At 67.0% G+C, this 17432-nt stretch carries 15 protein-coding genes and 1 riboswitch; of the genes, 8 read left to right on the top strand and 7 right to left on the bottom strand.

Going from position 1 to position 17432, the window contains the following annotated elements; all coding sequences use genetic code 11:
• Positions 1-256 precede the first annotated feature (256 nt).
• From OIM94_RS18250 to OIM94_RS18230, 5 genes are all read left to right on the top strand, one after another.
• Positions 257-1573 carry a UDP-glucose dehydrogenase family protein gene (locus tag OIM94_RS18250; protein WP_264608074.1) on the top strand — a complete coding sequence of 439 codons (1317 nt, stop codon included), beginning with the start codon at positions 257-259 and terminating at the stop codon, positions 1571-1573.
• Positions 1574-1692: 119 nt separating this feature from the next.
• Positions 1693-2613 (top strand): sulfate adenylyltransferase subunit CysD, encoded by a 921-nt coding sequence (gene cysD / locus OIM94_RS18245; protein ID WP_264608073.1) that lies wholly within the window; start codon positions 1693-1695, stop codon positions 2611-2613.
• Positions 2613-4526, top strand: coding sequence for a sulfate adenylyltransferase subunit CysN (gene cysN / locus OIM94_RS18240; RefSeq protein WP_264608072.1), 1914 nt, complete (start codon positions 2613-2615; stop codon positions 4524-4526). The genes cysD and cysN overlap by 1 nt, the downstream gene beginning before the upstream one ends.
• On the top strand, positions 4508-5242 hold the full coding sequence (locus tag OIM94_RS18235; protein WP_264608071.1) for a 3'(2'),5'-bisphosphate nucleotidase CysQ: 735 nt from the start codon (positions 4508-4510) through the stop codon (positions 5240-5242). The genes cysN and OIM94_RS18235 overlap by 19 nt, the downstream gene beginning before the upstream one ends.
• A 371-nt stretch (positions 5243-5613) precedes the next feature.
• Complete coding sequence (locus OIM94_RS18230; RefSeq protein ID WP_264608070.1) at positions 5614-6825, top strand: histidine-type phosphatase; 1212 nt, start codon at positions 5614-5616, stop codon at positions 6823-6825.
• Positions 6826-6884: 59 nt separating this feature from the next.
• Here OIM94_RS18230 and OIM94_RS18225 read toward each other — a convergent pair whose 3' ends face one another.
• The 3 genes from OIM94_RS18225 to glmS all read right to left on the bottom strand — a co-directional run bounded on the left by OIM94_RS18225 (position 6885) and on the right by glmS (position 10962).
• Complete coding sequence (locus tag OIM94_RS18225) at positions 6885-8054, bottom strand: glycosyltransferase (RefSeq protein WP_264608069.1); 1170 nt, start codon at positions 8052-8054, stop codon at positions 6885-6887.
• Positions 8054-8827: a polysaccharide deacetylase family protein gene (locus tag OIM94_RS18220; protein WP_264608068.1), complete on the bottom strand. Its 774-nt coding sequence runs from the start codon at positions 8825-8827 to the stop codon at positions 8054-8056. The genes OIM94_RS18225 and OIM94_RS18220 overlap by 1 nt, the downstream gene beginning before the upstream one ends.
• Positions 8828-9138: 311 nt before the next feature.
• Complete coding sequence (gene glmS / locus OIM94_RS18215) at positions 9139-10962, bottom strand: glutamine--fructose-6-phosphate transaminase (isomerizing) (protein ID WP_264608067.1); 1824 nt, start codon at positions 10960-10962, stop codon at positions 9139-9141.
• A gap of 156 nt (positions 10963-11118) precedes the next feature.
• Here glmS and OIM94_RS18210 point away from each other — a divergent pair, with 156 nt between their 5' ends.
• A complete protein-coding gene (locus OIM94_RS18210) occupies positions 11119-11607 on the top strand; it encodes a nuclear transport factor 2 family protein (protein ID WP_264608066.1) in 489 nt (162 codons plus the stop codon).
• A 26-nt stretch (positions 11608-11633) separates the two neighbouring features.
• Here OIM94_RS18210 and OIM94_RS18205 read toward each other — a convergent pair whose 3' ends face one another.
• Genes OIM94_RS18205 through glmU form a run of 3 tightly spaced genes read right to left on the bottom strand, consistent with a single transcriptional unit; the run spans position 11634 to position 13696 of the window.
• The gene (locus OIM94_RS18205) at positions 11634-11945 is read right to left on the bottom strand and encodes a hypothetical protein (protein WP_264608065.1); all 312 of its coding nucleotides are present in this window, start codon (positions 11943-11945) and stop codon (positions 11634-11636) included.
• Positions 11946-11996: 51 nt separating this feature from the next.
• Complete coding sequence (locus OIM94_RS18200) at positions 11997-12395, bottom strand: hypothetical protein (protein ID WP_264608064.1); 399 nt, start codon at positions 12393-12395, stop codon at positions 11997-11999.
• Complete coding sequence (gene glmU, locus OIM94_RS18195) at positions 12392-13696, bottom strand: bifunctional UDP-N-acetylglucosamine diphosphorylase/glucosamine-1-phosphate N-acetyltransferase GlmU (RefSeq protein ID WP_264609946.1); 1305 nt, start codon at positions 13694-13696, stop codon at positions 12392-12394. The genes OIM94_RS18200 and glmU overlap by 4 nt, the downstream gene beginning before the upstream one ends.
• Before the next feature lie 133 nt (positions 13697-13829).
• On the opposite strand from glmU, the gene OIM94_RS18190 reads away from it, so the two are divergent.
• Positions 13830-14501, top strand: coding sequence for an HAD-IA family hydrolase (locus tag OIM94_RS18190; RefSeq protein ID WP_264608063.1), 672 nt, complete (start codon positions 13830-13832; stop codon positions 14499-14501).
• A 27-nt stretch (positions 14502-14528) separates the two neighbouring features.
• Positions 14529-14618: riboswitch (glycine riboswitch) on the top strand.
• Positions 14619-14714: 96 nt separating this feature from the next.
• Positions 14715-16100 (top strand): L-serine ammonia-lyase, encoded by a 1386-nt coding sequence (locus OIM94_RS18185; protein ID WP_264608062.1) that lies wholly within the window; start codon positions 14715-14717, stop codon positions 16098-16100.
• A 6-nt stretch (positions 16101-16106) separates the two neighbouring features.
• Here the strand turns inward: OIM94_RS18185 and OIM94_RS18180 are convergent, their stop codons facing one another.
• Positions 16107-17423 (bottom strand): alpha/beta hydrolase family protein, encoded by a 1317-nt coding sequence (locus tag OIM94_RS18180; protein WP_264608061.1) that lies wholly within the window; start codon positions 17421-17423, stop codon positions 16107-16109.
• Positions 17424-17432: the final 9 nt, after the last annotated feature.

Here is a 17432-nt window from a genome sequence, read left to right as displayed (position 1 = left end):
TTCTTCACCCTGTTCTTCCGTGACGGCGCCACCGGTACCGAGATCCGTCCGCTCTGAACCCCGTTACAGGCCGGCGACGTCTCGTCGCCGGCCGAAACAATCTGCAAGAAAAAGGTCCGCATTTCGCGGGCCTTTTTCTTTGCCGTTGCCGCGCCCTCAGGCAAATGCTGCACTGCGAAGGGTTGCGGTCGCAGCAGGTTCGGTTAAGAGCCTTGGCGGACCGCTGGAAACAGCCTTCTTGTCACAGGGGAAAATCGTGCGCATTGCGATGATCGGCACGGGCTATGTGGGCCTGGTATCCGGAGCTTGCTTCTCGGACTTCGGCCATGAAGTCATCTGCGTGGACAAGGACGCGCGGAAGATCGAGTTGCTGCACCAGAACGTCATGCCCATCTACGAGCCGGGCCTCGACGCGCTGGTCGCCAGCAACGTCAAGGCGGGCCGCCTCTCCTTCACCACCGATCTCGCCGAAGGCGTGAAGGACGCCGATGCCGTGTTCATCGCGGTCGGCACCCCCAGCCGCCGCGGCGACGGCCATGCCGATCTCTCCTACGTCTTCGCCGCCGCGCGTGAGATCGCCGAGAACCTCACCAAGCCGAGCGTGATCGTCACCAAGTCGACCGTTCCCGTCGGCACCGGTGACGAGGTCGAGCGGATCATCGCCGAGGTTGCGCCCAACAGCGGCGCCAAGGTTGTTTCCAACCCCGAATTCCTGCGCGAGGGCGCAGCGATCGAGGACTTCAAGCGCCCCGACCGCGTCGTCGTCGGTACCGAGGACGAGTTCGCCCGCCAGGTGATGCGCGAGATCTACCGTCCGCTGTCGCTCAACCAGTCGGCCCCCGTGCTGTTCACCGGTCGCCGTACCAGCGAACTGATCAAGTACGCTGCCAATGCCTTCCTCGCGGTGAAGATCACCTTCATCAACGAGATTGCGGACCTGTGCGAGCAGGTGGGCGCGGACGTGCAGGAAGTGTCGCGCGGCATCGGCATGGACAACCGCATCGGCGGCAAGTTCCTCCACGCCGGGCCCGGCTATGGCGGCTCGTGCTTCCCGAAGGATACGCTGGCGCTGATGAAGACCGCGGCCGACAACGAGACGCCGCTGCGCATCGTCGAAGCCACCGTGCAGGTGAACGACGCCCGCAAGCGCGCGATGGGCCGCAAGGTCATCAAGGCAATGGGCGGCGACGTGCGCGGCAAGACCGTCGGCATTCTCGGCCTCACCTTCAAGCCGAACACCGACGACATGCGCGACGCCCCCAGCCTGTCGATCATCGCGGCGCTGCAGGATGCCGGCGCCACCGTGAAGGCCTATGATCCGGAAGGCGTCGAACAGGCTGCCAAGCTGCTTACCGATGTCGAATTCGTCGCCAACCCCTATGCGGCGGCTGAAGGTTCGGACGCGCTGGTGATCGTCACCGAGTGGGACGCGTTCCGCGCGCTCGACCTTACCCGCATCAAGAACAGCCTCAACGCGCCGGTTCTGGTCGATCTGCGCAACATCTATCCGCCGGCGGAGCTCGAGCGCGCCGGCCTGCAATATACCGGCGTCGGCAAGCCTAGCCGCGACTGATATGCTTGCCCGCTCCCGCCGAACGATCGGCGGGAGCGGGTATGCCGCGATAAACAATAACTAGATCGCGTGTGCGTCAGGGGCTTTTTACATGCTCCTCCATGCTGCAAACGAGCACCATGGATTCCGCCATCGCATCGCCGCCGCCGCTGACCCATCTTCAGCGGCTCGAGGCAGAGAGCATCCACATCCTGCGCGAAGTCGTCGCCGAGGCCGAACGGCCCGTGATGCTCTATTCGATCGGCAAGGACAGCGCGGTGATGCTGCACCTCGCGCGCAAGGCCTTTTACCCGGCCCCCCCGCCCTTCCCGCTGCTGCATGTCGACACGACCTGGAAGTTTCGGGCGATGTACGAAATGCGCGAGCGCTCGGCGAAGGCGGCAGGCATGGAACTGCTGGTTCACCAGAACCCGGACGCCAAGGCGCGCGACATCAACCCGTTCGACCATGGCGGCCTGCACACCGATTTGTGGAAGACCGAGGGCCTGAAGCAGGCACTCGACAAATACGGTTTCGACGCAGCGTTCGGCGGCGCCCGGCGCGACGAGGAGAAGAGCCGCGCCAAGGAACGCATCTTCAGCTTCCGCACGGCGTCGCACCGCTGGGACCCGAAGAACCAGCGCCCCGAATTGTGGCGACTCTACAATGCCCGCAAGGCCAAGGGCGAGAGCATCCGCGTGTTCCCGCTCTCCAACTGGACCGAGCTCGACATCTGGCAATACATCCTTGCCGAAGGTATCGAGATCGTGCCGCTCTACTTCGCCGCGCCCCGCCCGACAGTGGAGCGCGACGGTATGCTGCTGATGGTCGATGACGAGCGCTTCCGGCTGCACCCCGGCGAAGTGCCGGTGGAGCGCTCGATCCGCTTCCGGACACTGGGCTGCTATCCGCTCACCGGTGCGGTGGAAAGCTCCGCCGACACGCTGGAAACGGTGATCCAGGAAATGCTGCTGACCACAACCAGCGAGCGCCAGGGCCGCGCGATCGACCATGATCAGGCCGCCAGCATGGAGAAGAAGAAGCAGGAGGGGTATTTCTGATGACCGCCTACCGCCCCGACGCGCTGATCGCCTCCGACATCTCGGCCTATCTCGAACGGCACCAGCACAAGTCGCTGCTGCGCTTCCTCACCTGCGGATCGGTGGATGACGGCAAGTCGACGCTGATCGGCCGGCTTCTGTACGATTCGAAGCAGATCTTCGAGGACCAGCTTTCCGCGCTGGAGCAGGATTCCAAGCGCGTCGGCACCCAGGGCCAGGCGATCGACTTCGCGCTGCTGGTCGACGGCCTCGCTGCCGAGCGCGAGCAGGGCATCACCATCGATGTCGCCTATCGCTTCTTCGCGACCGAAAAGCGCAAGTTCATCGTCGCGGACACGCCGGGTCATGAACAATACACCCGCAACATGGTCACAGGCGCCTCGACCGCCGACCTCGCGGTAATCCTGATCGATGCGCGCAAGGGCGTGCTGACCCAGACCAAGCGGCACAGCTATCTCGCGCACTTGCTCGGCATCCGGCATCTGGTGTTGGCCGTGAACAAGATGGACCTGGTCGATTATGACCAGACGGTGTTCGACCGCATCGTCGCCGACTATGCCGAATTTGCGGAATCGATCGGCATCCACGCCTTCACGCCGATCCCGATCTCCGGATTCCAGGGCGACAATGTCACGACGCGCAGTGCCGCGATGCCCTGGTTCACCGGCCCGGTGCTGCTCGACCATCTGGAAACGGTGGACGTCGACGCCGAGGCAGACCGGATCAAGCCGTTTCGCATGCCCGTGCAATGGGTGAACCGCCCCAATCTCGACTTTCGCGGCTTCGCCGGGTTTGTCACCAGCGGCACCATCCGCCCGGGCGACCCGGTACGGATGTTGCCATCAGGGCGCACCAGCCGCGTGGCACGCATCGTGTCGATGGGCGGTGACAAGGCTGCGGCCGTCGCGGGCGAATCCGTCACCCTCACCCTCACCGATGAAGTGGATTGCTCGCGCGGCGACGTCATCGCCGCAGCCGATGCCCCCCCGCAGGCCGCCGACCAGTTCAAGGCGACGCTCGTCTGGATGGACCCCGCCGAACTGCTGCCCGGCCGCGCCTATTGGCTGAAGCTCGGCACCCAGACGGTCAGCGCCGTGGTCCGCGCGCCGGAATATGCGATCGACGTCAACACCATGGCGCGCAGCGCGGTGAAGACGCTGGCGCTCAACGACATCGGCGTCGCCGAAATCGCAACCGATCGCCCAATCGTGTTCGAGCCCTATGCCGACAGCCACGATCTCGGCGGCTTCATCCTGATCGACAAGCTGACCAACGCCACGGTCGGCGCCGGGATGCTCGAATTCTCGCTGCGCCGGGCGCAGAACGTGCATTGGCAGGCGATCGAGGTCACCCGCGAGGCCCATGCCCAGCAAAAGGGGCAGCAACCGCGCCTGCTATGGTTCACCGGCCTCTCCGGCTCAGGCAAGTCCACCATCGCCAATCTGGTCGAGAAGAAGCTGTTCGCGCTGGGCAAGCACAGCTTCCTGCTGGACGGCGATAATGTCCGCCACGGCCTCAACCGCGATCTCGGCTTCACCGATCAGGACCGGGTGGAGAATATCCGCCGCATCGGCGAGGTCGCTCGGCTGATGACAGACGCCGGGCTGATCGTGCTCACCGCGTTCATCTCGCCGTTCCGTGCGGAACGGGCGATGGTGCGGTCGCTGATGCCGGAAGGCGAGTTCTTCGAGATCTTCGTCGACACCCCCCTGGAGGAGGCCGAGCGGCGCGACGTGAAAGGCCTCTATAAAAAGGCGCGCGCGGGGGAGATCGCCAACTTTACCGGCATCTCCAGCCCTTACGAGGCGCCGCTCGCCCCGGAGATCCGCATCGACACCCGCAAGACCACGCCAGAACAGGCGGCCGAGCAGATCGTCGAGGCGATCATGGGCGTATGGAGTCCGGTGCTGTGAACGACGCCCAGCTTGCCCATGCCATTGCCGAAGAGGCGGGCGCGCTGCTGCTCCGCATCCAGGACGACTGCGCCGGCGGCGCGCGTGGCGATGCCGAGGCGAATGCGCTCATCCTTGATCGTCTGCGCCAAGCCCGGCCCGACGATGCGATCCTCTCCGAGGAATCGGCGGATGATCCCGTTCGGCTGGATCGCAGTCGCGTGTGGATCATCGACCCGCTGGACGGCACGCGCGAGTTTGCCGAGCGACGCGAGGATTGGGCCGTGCACGTCGCCCTCGCCATCGACGGTAAGCCGGCGGTTGGGGCCGTCGCACTCCCGCGGCTCGGCCTGACCCTCGCGAGCGACACGCCACCCGCGCTTCGCCTGCCACAGACGCCGCCGCGCATGCTGGTCAGCCGCACCCGCGCCAGCCAACTCTGCGCCGAGGTCGGCAGCACGATCGGCGCAGTCCATGTCGGCATGGGGTCGGCCGGGGCCAAGGCCATGGCCGTAGTGCGCGGCGAGGCGGAGATCTACCTGCATTCGGGTGGCCAGCATCAATGGGACAATTGCGCACCCGTGGCGGTCGCGCTGGCTGCGGGCCTGCACGCCTCCCGCATCGACGGATCGCCGATCGTCTATAACCAGGCAAGTACCAGCCTTCCCGATCTGCTCATCTGCCGGCGCGAATGGGCCGCCCCCATTCTCGCCGCCGTGGCGGATTGCAATCGATAGCATTACATCCGGGTAAACCCGGATGGGGGTCGCCCCGAATTATCGCTGCGGCCTGCCATGGCTATTTAGAGGGCACGCGATCCGGAGCGACTCCCCCCGCCCCCTTTCGCCAGTACCAGCGTACGGCCAGTTCCGACGTGACTCGGAGCAACGCCATAAGGAAACAAGTCGGCGGTCCACACTCCGATCCCCCCGTGGGTCGCCGGCTTGTTTTCCCTGTACTCGAGAGCACTTGCGCATCGGGCCGGTCCGCTCCCCCCCTCCCTCAACGGACCGGCCCATTTTGCGGGCGCTGGGTGTTCAGTTCCCGGCCGGAATTGGTATCTTTTTGGCGTCACATGGTTTTCACATCCACTGCCTAGGCGAAGGCCATGCCCCGGTTCCGCCACCGCCTCCTTCCCGCGCTCGCCGCGCTACTGTGCACCGCTGCTCCCGCGCATGCACGTCCACATACGGTGACGGAGCGCGTCATCCTGCTGATGCGCCACGGCGTCCGGTCGCCGCTCGCGGGCGAAGTCCCGGACGGTACCCGCACGGCGCGCCCCTGGCCCGTCTGGGCGGCGCCGGCCGAGCAGGTGACCCCACACGGTGCGGCCGCGTTGCGCGCACTCGCACGCGCCGATCGCCAATGGCTCGCCGGCGCCGGCCTGCTGCCCGCCAGAGGCTGTCCCGCTCCGCACGCCCTCCGCATCTGGACGAACAGTTCGCCAAGGACGATCGCAAGCGGCACCTATTATGCCCAGGGCTTTGCGCCCGGCTGCGCGCTGGCGGTTGGCCACAAGCCCGTCGGGGAAACCGATGCGCTGTTCGAGCCGCTGAACCTGCATCCGCCAGGCTTCGACGCCGCCAAAGCGGTCGATTCAATCCGGCATTACACCGGGGGTGCCGAGGCACTGGCGAGGAAGCACGCCGGGGGACTGGCGCTGCTGGAGCGCGTGCTCGCCTGCAGCAGCGCACCGTGCAGCCCCGCCGAGCCCGCTGCGGTGGCGGCAAGTGCGGACGGCCATGGCATCGAGCTGAAGGGGCCGATCCGCGCCGCATCGGGCACCGCCCAAGTGCTCATGCTGCAATATCTCGAAGGGCTACCGATGGCGCAGGTCGGCTGGGGCCGCGCCTCGCCGGCAGTGCTGGCCAGGCTGGGTGCCGTGCACGGCGCCCTGTTCGACGTGTTCAGCCGCCCGGCCTATATGGCCGCGTTCCAGATGGCCCCCACGGTCGACCGCATTACGCGGGACCTGACCGATAAGGATGCCCCCGCCTTCGATCTGCTGGTCGGCCACGACACCAATGTCGCCGCATTGGCTGCGGTCCTGGGAGTGCCCATTCAGGCGCCAGGCTTCGCAGCGGACGATCCGTCCCCTGGCGGCGGCATCGCCATCGCAATGGTCCGCGCAACCGATGGCAGCAAGGCGGTGCGCCTATGGTATCGTAGCCAGAGTGCCACCGACATCCGCGCCGGAAAGGCGCGCGCCGCCTGGATCCCGCTGCGCCTGCCAGGTTGCGACGAGGGCGCCGAGCATCGCTGCCCATTGCCGCGCTTCCTGAAACGGCTTGAAATCGCGACGGCTGCCGCTCGGTCCTGAGTTCGGGTTCAGCTGACTGCACTGCCGCGACGCATGCGATCGACGTTACGACGCCAAGGTCACGCCGCCCGCGAATATGCCATTGCACGGTAGCTGGCGAACAGCTCCTCGAAATGCTGGTCCATGGTGCGGGTGGACGGTGCATCGGCGGTGGCCCGCATGCGGTGGAACATCGGCGTCGTCTCGACGAACTGGGTCAGCGCATCGCGCAGCGCGACCGGATCGGCCGCGCGATAGAGCATGCCCTGCCCTTCGACGAACTGGTCGGCCGCGCCGCCCTGGTCCGGCACGATCAGCGGCAGGCCGCTGGCGCGCGCTTCGGCGGCCACCATGCAGAAGGTCTCCGCCTCGCACCCGTGCACCAATGCGTCGGAGCTTGCCAGCACCCGCGCGAGTTGCTCGCGGTTGCTGGTCGGCTCGAACAGCTGCGCGTGCGGGTTACGGCCGATCGCAGTGATCACCTTGGACCGTGCGGTGCCGGCGCCGATCAGGATCAGCCCCATGGGGTGCCGGCCTGCCGCCGCCTCCGCTGCCTCGATCACCATCGGCCAGCGCTTTTCCGCCGCCAGGCGTCCGACACCGATCAACAGCGTCGATTCGGGCCCGAGGCCGCAGCTCGCCAGCAGCTCGGCGCGCAGGTTTTCGTCGCGCAGGGCAGGATCGAAATAGCCCGGCTCCACCCCCATCGGGATCGTCACCACCTTCGTGAGGCCGCCCTCCGTCAGGCGCCGCGCGAGATCGCGGCCCGCCGTCACCACCTGGTCGAAGCCCTCGTCCAGGCGGCGCAGATGCTGCCAGAAGGAGGCAAATCCCTTGTCGATCGTCTCGCGGTTGGCGATCGTACCGAACCAGCGATAGGCATAGGCCGCCAGCGGATCGGCATGCATGACCAACGACCGCGCCGCCGCGCCCTGCCAGCGCGCGACCATTGAGGCGCTGCGCCAGGGGGACGACGCCTCGACGAAATCAGGCCGCCAGCGATCCAGCGCGGCATGTAGGGCGGGCTCGTCGTCGAAATAGCGGTAGCGGCGGTCCAGCGGCAGCAGCGGTGCCGGGATCGTCGCCAGGATCGCGCCGTCGCGCTCTTCCAGGATCTCCTCGCGCTCGCCGGGCGCCAGGATGATGATCTCGTGGCCGAGCTGCGCGCCCAGTTCCATCTTGCGACGGACATAGGTTTTCACACCGCCGCCATAGGGGCTGTAGAAGGCGCAGACGTCGAGGATGCGCATCAGTGCGTCTCCAGCAGTTCGCGATACTGGCCGAAACGGCCGCCCTTGGTGAGCGCACCAAGCGTCTTGTCGATGCTCGTCAGCAGCGCCGGTACGGTGACATCCCCCGGATGCACGCCGAGCCGCATCGCCGGGCGGCGCGGCAGCAGCGCACGGGCGATCGCGGCGACCGCCAACGACGAGGCGATCCGGCTCTTGCTGCGGCTGGCCCAGGTGATCACCGGGCCCTTTGCCAGCACGCGGTCCTGCTGCTGCGGTGCCCAGACGCGGAAATGATCTTCGGCCAGCGCGAAATCGAGGTCGCGCATCGCCGCGCGGGCGCCGTCGCCATACAGCCAGGCCGGCGCGATGAAGCCGGTGACCGGGCGGCCGATAACATCCTCGACCAATGCACGGCCGCGGGACATGCGGTCGCGCGCGGTGGCGTAGTCGAGGCCGAGAAACTCGCCCTCGCCCGCTGTCATGTGCTTGGCCTTGAAACGCGCGCCGGCAGACGCGTGCTCGGACACGTCCTTGTGGAACCAACCGTGCAGGAACATTTCGATTCCCGAATCGGCCCAGGCCCGCAGGCGCGTGGCGAACGGGCTGCCTGGGAGCAGAGGCGCGGAGCCCCAATGGTCCGGCACCACCAGCATCGCATAGCGAGGCGCGCCGATGTGCTTCAAAAACAGGTCGGAAAGCTGGTCAACCGCACCCTCGGAACGGGGCCCGACATCGTGGATCGATGCGAGCAGGCTGGGGCCTTGGGGCCGTTCGGAGCTGGGTGCGGTCATCATCGGTCTTTGCTGCAGGTGCGAGCGATATAGAGCGCCAGAACAGGGCGGCAAGCGGGCCGAATTTCGGCTTTTTGAACGCAGGGAACTCAAAGCGTAGGACGACGCGGTCGGCAGTGTGCCGCACCATGCCTGCCACATTTCTCTCCGTACCAGCCCGTTGCGACCATCCTCCCCTGAAAGGGTGTTATAGATCAGGGCCCTGAGGGAAGCGTGCCCCCGACGGAGGGAGCCCTCTCACCCCCTCCCCTGTCACACCGCTCCAACGCTCTGCAGACCCTCCCCCTCCGTTCGGGGGGAGGATATGCAGGTCACTCCACCGTTACCGACTTAGCAAGGTTGCGCGGCTGATCCACGTCGGTGCCCTTGGCCACCGCGACATGGTAGGCCAGCAACTGCACCGGCACCGCATAGACCAGCGGCGCGATCAGCGGGTGCACCTTGGGCATGGTGATCGTAGCGATGCAGCCGTCGCCCGCCGCCTGGATGCCGTCATAGTCCGAGATCAGCACCACCTTGCCGCCGCGCGCCTGCACTTCCTGCATGTTGCTGACGGTCTTGTCGAACAAGGGACCGGATGGCGCGATCACGATCACCGGCACGGCATCGTCGATCAGCGCGATCGGCCCATGCTTCATCTCGCCGGCGGCATAGCCCTCGGCGTGGATGTAGCTGATTTCCTTGAGCTTGAGCGCGCCTTCGAGCGCCAGCGGATAATCGGTGCCGCGGCCCAGATACAGCACGTCACGTGCCGCGGCGATCACCCCCGCCATTGCCTGGATCGACTCGTCATACGCGAGTGCGGCGTTGAGCGAGGCCGGTGCCTCGGCCAGATGCCGAACGATACGGCGTTCCTCGGCCTCGTCCAGCTTGCCCTTGGCCTTGGCGAGATTGGCCGCCAGCGCCGCGAGCACCGCCAGCTGGCAGCTGAACGCCTTGGTCGAAGCGACGCCGATTTCCGGACCGGCATGGGTGGGCAGCAGCAAGTCCGCCTCGCGGGCCATCGAGCTGGTCGGCACGTTGACCACCGCCGCGATCGTCTGCCCCTCGCTGCGGGCATGGCGGAGCGCGGCGAGCGTGTCCGCCGTCTCGCCCGACTGGCTGATCACGATCATCAGACCGCCTTCCTCCATCACCGGCGCACGATAGCGGAATTCGGACGCGACATCGATGTCCACCGGCACGCGGGCGAACTGCTCGAACCAGTATTTCGCGACCATGCCGGCATAGAAGCTGGTGCCGCAGGCGACGATCGTCACCCGCTTGATCGCCGACAGATCGAAGTCGGGGATCGGTAGCGTGATCGTCTCCTCCATGCGCTGGAGGTAGGAGCGCAGGGTCTGCGCGACGACGATCGGCTGCTCGTAGATCTCCTTCAGCATGTAATGCCGGTGGTTGCCCTTGGAGATCAGCTCGCCGGTGACGCCCGAAATGGTGATCGGCCGCTCGACCGGGTTGTTGTCCTTGTCGAAGATATCGGCCCCGTCCCGCGTGATGACGACCCAGTCGCCCTCTTCCAGATAGGCGATGCGCTGGGTGAGCGGCGCCAGTGCAAGCGCGTCCGAGCCGAGATAGGTCTCGCCCTCGCCATAGCCGACGACCAGCGGCGAGCCGAGCCGCGCGCCGACCAGCAGGTCCGGATGCTGGCGGAAGAGGATGGCGAGCGCGAAGGCGCCGTGAAGGCGCGGAAGCACCTCGCGCACCGCCTCGGCCGGAGCCATGCCGGCCTCGACCTTTTCGCTGACCAGATGGGCGACGACCTCGGTGTCGGTCTCGCTGGTGAAGCTGCGACCGCGTGCGGTGAGCTCCTCGCGGAGCGCCTTGAAATTCTCGATGATGCCGTTGTGGACCAGCGCGACTTCGCCGGTGGCGTGCGGGTGGGCGTTGTTGGTGGTCGGGCCGCCATGCGTCGCCCAGCGGGTGTGTGCGATGCCGGTGGTGCCGGGCAGCGGGTTGGCGGCGAGCTCCTTGCCGAGATTGACCAGCTTGCCCGAGGCGCGTCGGCGCTCGATCCGCCCGTCTACGTCCGTCGCAATGCCGGCCGAGTCATAGCCGCGATATTCCAGCCGCTTGAGGCCCTCGAACAGACGCTCTGCGACGTCTTCCTTGCCCACGATTCCCACGATTCCGCACATGGCATCAGCCCTCCTGCCCCCGCCCTAGCGCGGGCTGGCGGCCGCCGCTAGCCGGGGGATTGTGACCGGAGGCTGAACGGCGGTTCGGGCTTTCCGCATCATTGCCAGAAGCGCGATCCCAGTGCATTATACAAGCAATACACCGGGAGAAGTCACATGCTGTTGTCCGTCGCCCTTGCGCTCCTCACCTCGGTGCCGGAGGACATGCCCACCGGCGCGTCGCTGGCACGGGAGATCCGGGCGGCCGACACCTCTTTCTTCGCGGCGTACTTCGGACCGTGTGACCCCTCTCAGGTGGCGCTCATGGTGACACCGGATGTCGAGATGTACCACGATCGCGGCGGGACGCTGATCGGTCGCGATGCATTCATGGCAACGTACGAAAAGCTGTGCCGGGAGCGATCCGCCCCGGACGCCTGGCGCAGCCGCCGCGCGCTGGTGGAAGGCAGCTTCCGGGTAGATCCGGTGCCTGGCTATGGCGCGATCGAGGAAGGGGATCACCAGTTCTACGAGCGAAAGGGAGACGGCCCCGAAAAGCTCGCGGGCATCGCCCATTTCGTGCAGCTATGGAAATGGACGCCCCGGGGGTGGCAGCTTTCACGCATTCTGAGCTACGCGCATCGCGCGGCTGCCCCCACCCCCTGAACGCTCCCCTTGAACTCGACGCCCGCTCAATGCGGGAAATTGGTGTCGATGAAGATCCGGGTAAATTCGCCCGGGTCGGGCTCATGTCCCTGCGCCTCGACGAATTTCTGCCGCCCGTTCTGCCACACTTCGAGGATTGCGCCCTGCATGCCGTCCTGGAACCCCATTTTCTCCTCGACGATCCCCCGCCACGGACCCTCGGCGTCGAAGAGACGGTGCAGTTGCGGCTCGATCGAGGTCAGTTCCGCCTCGGCATCCGCAGGAAGATGCCCGATGGCATCCAGCACATAGCAATCGAGCAACTTGAGGAACGGCTTGTCGGTGTAGCGGTCGGTCATGATGCGGCCTTTCGTGCCGGAGGGGGGCCGGCACGGACACCGGCGAAACGTTCAACCGAGGATATCGATCTGATCGATCGAATCGACGACGATGCGGGTCTGGAAGTGCGACCCCACCGGCACGCGCCGCGCAGTGCCCTTTACCTGAACGCGCTTGCCGGTGAGCACATCCTGCGGATAGCCGCCCAGCTTGGCCTTCAACGCGTTGATCGCTGCCGAATGGAGTTCGATGGTGAGGTTGCCGGGGTCCTTATAATCGGCCGCGGAGTTCAGGTAGACGTTGAAGCCGCTCCCCCCCGCCGACGCCACGGTGAAGGCGAAGACGCCGGTCGTGTCGCCGGACTTGGCGACCGCGGCGATGGTCTCGGCAGGCCCCATCGCGGACTGCGCGAGGGCAGGCGACGCGACGAGCAGGAGCGCGGTGCCGACGATGCCGAAGAACTTCTTCATTTCGCTTGTTCCTTCCGTGCCTTCATGGTCGCACGGAAGGTCGTCGCCCATCCTTGCTTCGTCAACGTTTCCGGCCGCGTAACGGCCAGCGCATCGGTTTCGACATCGCGGGTGATCACCGATCCCGCACCGATGATCGCGCCGCTACCGATCGTGACCGGCGCGACCAGCGCGCTGTTCGATCCGATGAAGGCGCCCTCACCGATCACCGTCTTCTGCTTGAGGTAACCGTTGTAATTGCAGGTGATCGTGCCCGCACCGATGTTCGCGCCGGCGCCGACGCTGGCATCGCCGAGATAGGTGAGGTGGTTGGCCTTGGCGCCTTTGCCCAGCACTGCATTCTTCAGTTCGACGAAATTGCCGACATGGCTATCCGCCTCCAGCACCGCGCCGGGCCGCAGCCGAGCGAACGGGCCGACGGTGGCGCCACTGGCGATGGTCGCACCCTCGATATGGCTGAACGCGCGCAGCGTAACACCGTCCGCCACGGTGACCCCGGGGCCGAAAACCACATTGGGCTCGATCGTCACGTCGCGGCCGAGCACCGTGTCATGGGCAAACCACACCGTCTCCGGCGCGATCAATGTCGCGCCCTCCACCATCGCGCGAGTGCGGCGGGCCTGCTGCCATTCAGCCTCCAGCGCGGCCAGTTCGCCGCGGCTGTTGACGCCGGTGACTTCGGTGGCGCCCGTTTCGATCACCGCGGCCACCCGGCCATCGCCATTGGCCAGTCCGACGATATCGGTGAGGTAATATTCGCCGGCGGCATTGTCGCTGGTCACGCGCTCCAGCAACGCGAACAGATCGGCACCGCGCGCCGCCATCAGGCCCGAATTGCACAGCGTTACCGCGCGCTCCTCGGCGCTCGCATCCTTGTACTCGACGATCCTGGACAGGCGATCCTCGCCCGCGACGATCAGCCGGCCATAGGCCCCGGGATCGGCCGGGCGGAAGCCGAGCACCACGACGGCCGGATTGTCGTCCCCGTGCAGCCGCTCGACCATCCGGCGCATCGTCGCGCTGGCGACCAGCGGCACGTCGCCGTAGAGGATCAGCACATCGCCCTCGAAGCCTGCCAGCGCGGCCTTCGCCTGCAGCACCGCATGGCCGGTACCGAGCTGTTCTGCCTGGTGCGCGGTCTCCGCGCCGAGCGGCGCGACCGCCGCCTCCACCTGCTCGCGGCCCGCGCCCACGACCACTACTTCGCGCGCGGCGCCCAGGGCCTTCACGCTGTCGATCAGGTGGAGCAGCATGGGCCGCCCGGCGATCGGGTGGAGCACCTTGTGCGTATCGGACTTCATCCGCGTGCCCTTGCCGGCAGCGAGGATGATCGCGGCGATGGGTGCAGTCACGTCGGCAGTCTCCGCTGAATGGGAGCCCGGCACTGCCACGCATCGGTTGCCATTTCCAGTGGGCCGGTGCCATGGCCCGCGCATGACCGATTTCCCCTTCGCCACGATCGGCTTCGATCTCGACGGCACGCTGCTCGATACCAGTGGCGACATCGCCGCCGCGCTGAACCGGGTGCTGGTGGCAGATGGCCGCCCTGCCCTGCCGATGGAGCGGGTGCTGCCGATGGTCGGCCGCGGCGCCCGCGCGCTCCTGGCGCAGGCGGTGGCGGCGACCGGGGGCGGCGATGCGGAGACCGTGGATGCGCTCCATCCGCGCTTCGTCGAGGCCTATGCCGCACATATCGCCGACCATAGTCGCCCCTATCCGGGAATGCTCGATGCGCTCGATGCGCTGGCAGCGCAGGGCGTCACGCTCGCCGTGGTCACCAACAAGCCCGAGGCGCTGACCCTGCCACTGCTGGAAGCGACCGGCCTTGCCCCCCGCTTCGCCACCGTGATCGGCGGCGACACGCTGGGGCCGGGCACCGCCAAGCCCTCGCCCGCACCAATTCTGGAGATGCTGGCGCGGTGTGGCGGCCCGGCGGCGTTTGTCGGCGATTCGATTTATGATGTGCAGGCGGCGCAGGCGGCGGGCGTGCCGGTGATTGCGTGCAGCTTCGGCTTCTCGGCGGTGCCCGTGGCCACGCTCGGCGCCGAGGCGGTAATCGACTCCTACGCCGAGCTGCTGCCGGCACTCGAGCGAATGAGCGTTTGACAGCCACCGCCGCCACGGCGAAACACAAGATGTCGGAAAGGGAGAGAATCCGCTCGCCGGATCGCCGAAGGAGCAACCGCCCCGGAAACTCTCAGGCAAAAGGACCTTCCGACGACCACATTCTGGAGAGTGGTGCCTAGAGCACCCGCCGACGGGATAGCGATCTCAGGCAAACGGACAGAAGGGGCCCGAAACTTTCAGGAGACGGGTTCCGTGGCGACCAAAGGCGTCGGGCCGAATGCAGGGCCGATCAGCATCACCGACGTATTCACCATCGGCATCGGGCCGTCGAGTTCGCATACCGTGGGGCCGATGCGCGCCGCGCGCGACTTCGCCGCATGGGTGGTGGCGGACGGGCGGCACGTCACCAAGCTTTGCTGTGAGTTGTTCGGCTCGCTGGCGCTCACCGGCAGGGGCCATGCCACCGATCGCGCCGTGGTGCTGGGGCTGGCCGGCGAGCGGCCCGAGGGGGTCGATCCCGATGCGGTGGAGCCGATGCTCGCATCCATCGCTGCCGAGCGCCGTATCCTGCTGGGCGGCGCCGCCTTTGTCGGCTTTGATCCGAAGGCCGACATCAAGTTCCGCAAGCGCCAGTTCCTCCCCGGCCACCCCAACGGCATGAAGCTGCGCGCGACGCTGGTCGACGGCGCGGTATTGGAGCGAACCTATTATTCCGTCGGCGGCGGCGCGATCCGGCGCGAGGGCGAGGAAGCGGCGGCAGGTCTCTCCGCCGGCACCAACCATCCCTTCGCCAGCGCGCGCGAGATGCTGGAGCGCTGCGACGAACTCGGCCTCGACATCGCCGGGCTGATGCTCGCCAACGAACGCGGCTGGCGCGACGATGCAGCGACGCTGGCGTTCGTCGACGGCATCCATGATGCGATGAACGCCTGCATGGATCGCGGCATGGCGCAGGACGGCATCCTGCCCGGCGGTCTGGAGGTCCCCCGTCGCGCGCGGAAGCTGCATCAGAAGCTGATGGCGCGCGGGCCGCGGGTGGAGCCCGCCTCGGTACTCGAATGGGTCAGCCTGTGGGCGCTCGCGGTGAACGAGGAGAATGCCGCCGGCGGCCGCGTTGTCACGGCCCCGACGAACGGCGCGGCGGGGGTGATCCCGGCGGTGCTGCGCTATTATGAATGCTTCGTCGGCAACGCGACTCAGGCTGGCAGCCGCCGCCTGCTGCTCACCGCCGCTGCGATCGGCATTCTGTACAAGCGCCAGGCCTCTATCTCCGCGGCGGAGATGGGATGCCAGGGAGAAGTGGGCGTTGCCTGCTCGATGGCGGCGGCGGGGCTGGCAGCGGCGCTGGGCGGCAGCAACGCGCAGATCGAGAACGCCGCTGAGATCGGCATGGAGCATAATCTCGGGCTCACCTGCGATCCGATCGGCGGTCTGGTGCAGATCCCGTGCATCGAGCGCAACACGATGGGCGCGGTAAAGGCGATCAACGCCGCGATGCTCGCGCTCCACGGCGACGGCACGCACAAGGTGTCGCTCGACGCGGTGATCGAGACGATGCGCCAGACCGGCCTCGACATGCGCTCCAAGTACAAGGAGACGAGCCTCGGCGGCCTGGCGGTCAACGTGGTCGAGTGCTGAGCAGCCTCAGGGCTCGCCGGGCCTGAACTCGAAGTTCATCCCGGAGACCCGGCTCGGCTGGAACCCCTTCCAGATGGTCGAGGCCGGGGCACCCGGACTGAAGCCGGCATAGCGGCCCGTGGGTGCGTTCGGCCACTTGCCGTCGTTGGAATTCGGCACCAGCCCGTCGAGATAGCTGGACTTGGCCGCCTCGCCCTTGACGTTGCGATCCAGGAACGCGGTGATGAAATGCGCCTGCACCGCCATCAGCCGGTCCTTGCGCCACACTGCGTCCTCGAACCAGTCGAAGTCCCAGAAGCTTTCCCGCATCGCAGGCGGCGCCCCGATCAGCGCGATGCTGTGCGCCGCCTCGCGAAAGGTGAGGAGATAGCGCGGCGCATGCACTTCCTGATCGAACAGGCGGCGCACGCCGGTCTCGTAGCCGACGACATGATCCTGGCTGCCGACGATGAACAGCGTCGGCGCGCGAATGGCGGCGACACCCGGTGCGGCCCAGAGCGGCGTGCCATACAGATTGCTCGCGGGCGAAATCGCCACCACCGCCTTCACGTCCGCGACCTTGAGCGTATCGGCCTTGGGTCCGCCCGCCACAAAGGGTGCGAGCACGCCGCGCGTCGCGCCTCCCAGGCCGGGATCCAGCGGCGCCCCGGCCGCCGTCAACACGCCGTAGCCCCCCATTGAGTAGCCGATCAGCGCGGTACGCGCGCCATCCGCTGCGGCCAAAAGGCCCTCGCCGGCCTTTGCCCGCCGCTGTGCCTCGGCCGCGACGAAGGCGATGTCGAGGGGCCGGCTGGTCAGCGGGCCTGCGCGCGCGGCCGGTGTGCGGATGGTGATCGGCGGGTCACGAAAGGCGGGCGCCAGCACGACATACCCCTTGCTCGCCAGATTCTCGCCCAGCCAGGACAACACCTCGGGCGTGTTGCTGTAGCCATGCGCGAGGATCACCAACGGAAAGCGCCCTTTCGCCATCGCCGCGCCGGGCGTGGCGAGCCCCGGCACCTCGAAAGGCACGTCGCTACCCGTCTCGCCCGGCAAGCCGGTACGGTACCGGGTGCCGCCCCCCTTTGCCGCCGCCGGATACCAGAGCTTCACGGAGATATGCCGATCCGCCACGCGCGGAACGTCGGCACCCTGCAGCGGATCGGCGCGGCCCTTGTCGATGAACTCCAGATCGGCGACGCCAATGCCATAGCTGCCCAGCGCCGCCAATTCGGGCGCATCGACGCTAGGGCTGGCCGGCGCCTGCTGCGCACGGCTTTCTGGAAACACGGAAAAAATCGCGGCTGCACAGATTGCGGCCGCGATCCAGGTCTTGCCCATCATTCGGATCCC

Source organism: Sphingomonas sp. R1 (assembly GCF_025960285.1).
In the GTDB taxonomy this organism is placed as follows: domain Bacteria; phylum Pseudomonadota; class Alphaproteobacteria; order Sphingomonadales; family Sphingomonadaceae; genus Sphingomonas.
This window is presented reverse-complemented; position numbering and strand designations above follow the sequence as displayed.

Excerpts from the sequence above, each read along its gene's own strand:
- cysD (WP_264608073.1), top strand. The coding sequence starts at position 1,693 with ATGGATTCCGCCATCGCATCGCCGCCGCCGCTGACCCATCTTCAGCGG.
- cysN (WP_264608072.1), top strand. The coding sequence starts at position 2,613 with ATGACCGCCTACCGCCCCGACGCGCTGATCGCCTCCGACATCTCGGCC.
- OIM94_RS18235 (WP_264608071.1), top strand. The coding sequence starts at position 4,508 with ATGGAGTCCGGTGCTGTGAACGACGCCCAGCTTGCCCATGCCATTGCC.
- OIM94_RS18230 (WP_264608070.1), top strand. The coding sequence starts at position 5,614 with ATGCCCCGGTTCCGCCACCGCCTCCTTCCCGCGCTCGCCGCGCTACTG.
- OIM94_RS18225 (WP_264608069.1), bottom strand. The coding sequence starts at position 8,054 with ATGCGCATCCTCGACGTCTGCGCCTTCTACAGCCCCTATGGCGGCGGT.
- OIM94_RS18220 (WP_264608068.1), bottom strand. The coding sequence starts at position 8,827 with ATGACCGCACCCAGCTCCGAACGGCCCCAAGGCCCCAGCCTGCTCGCA.
- glmS (WP_264608067.1), bottom strand. The coding sequence starts at position 10,962 with ATGTGCGGAATCGTGGGAATCGTGGGCAAGGAAGACGTCGCAGAGCGT.
- OIM94_RS18210 (WP_264608066.1), top strand. The coding sequence starts at position 11,119 with ATGCTGTTGTCCGTCGCCCTTGCGCTCCTCACCTCGGTGCCGGAGGAC.
- OIM94_RS18205 (WP_264608065.1), bottom strand. The coding sequence starts at position 11,945 with ATGACCGACCGCTACACCGACAAGCCGTTCCTCAAGTTGCTCGATTGC.
- OIM94_RS18200 (WP_264608064.1), bottom strand. The coding sequence starts at position 12,395 with ATGAAGAAGTTCTTCGGCATCGTCGGCACCGCGCTCCTGCTCGTCGCG.
- glmU (WP_264609946.1), bottom strand. The coding sequence starts at position 13,696 with ATGAAGTCCGATACGCACAAGGTGCTCCACCCGATCGCCGGGCGGCCC.
- OIM94_RS18190 (WP_264608063.1), top strand. The coding sequence starts at position 13,830 with ATGACCGATTTCCCCTTCGCCACGATCGGCTTCGATCTCGACGGCACG.
- OIM94_RS18180 (WP_264608061.1), bottom strand. The coding sequence starts at position 17,423 with ATGATGGGCAAGACCTGGATCGCGGCCGCAATCTGTGCAGCCGCGATT.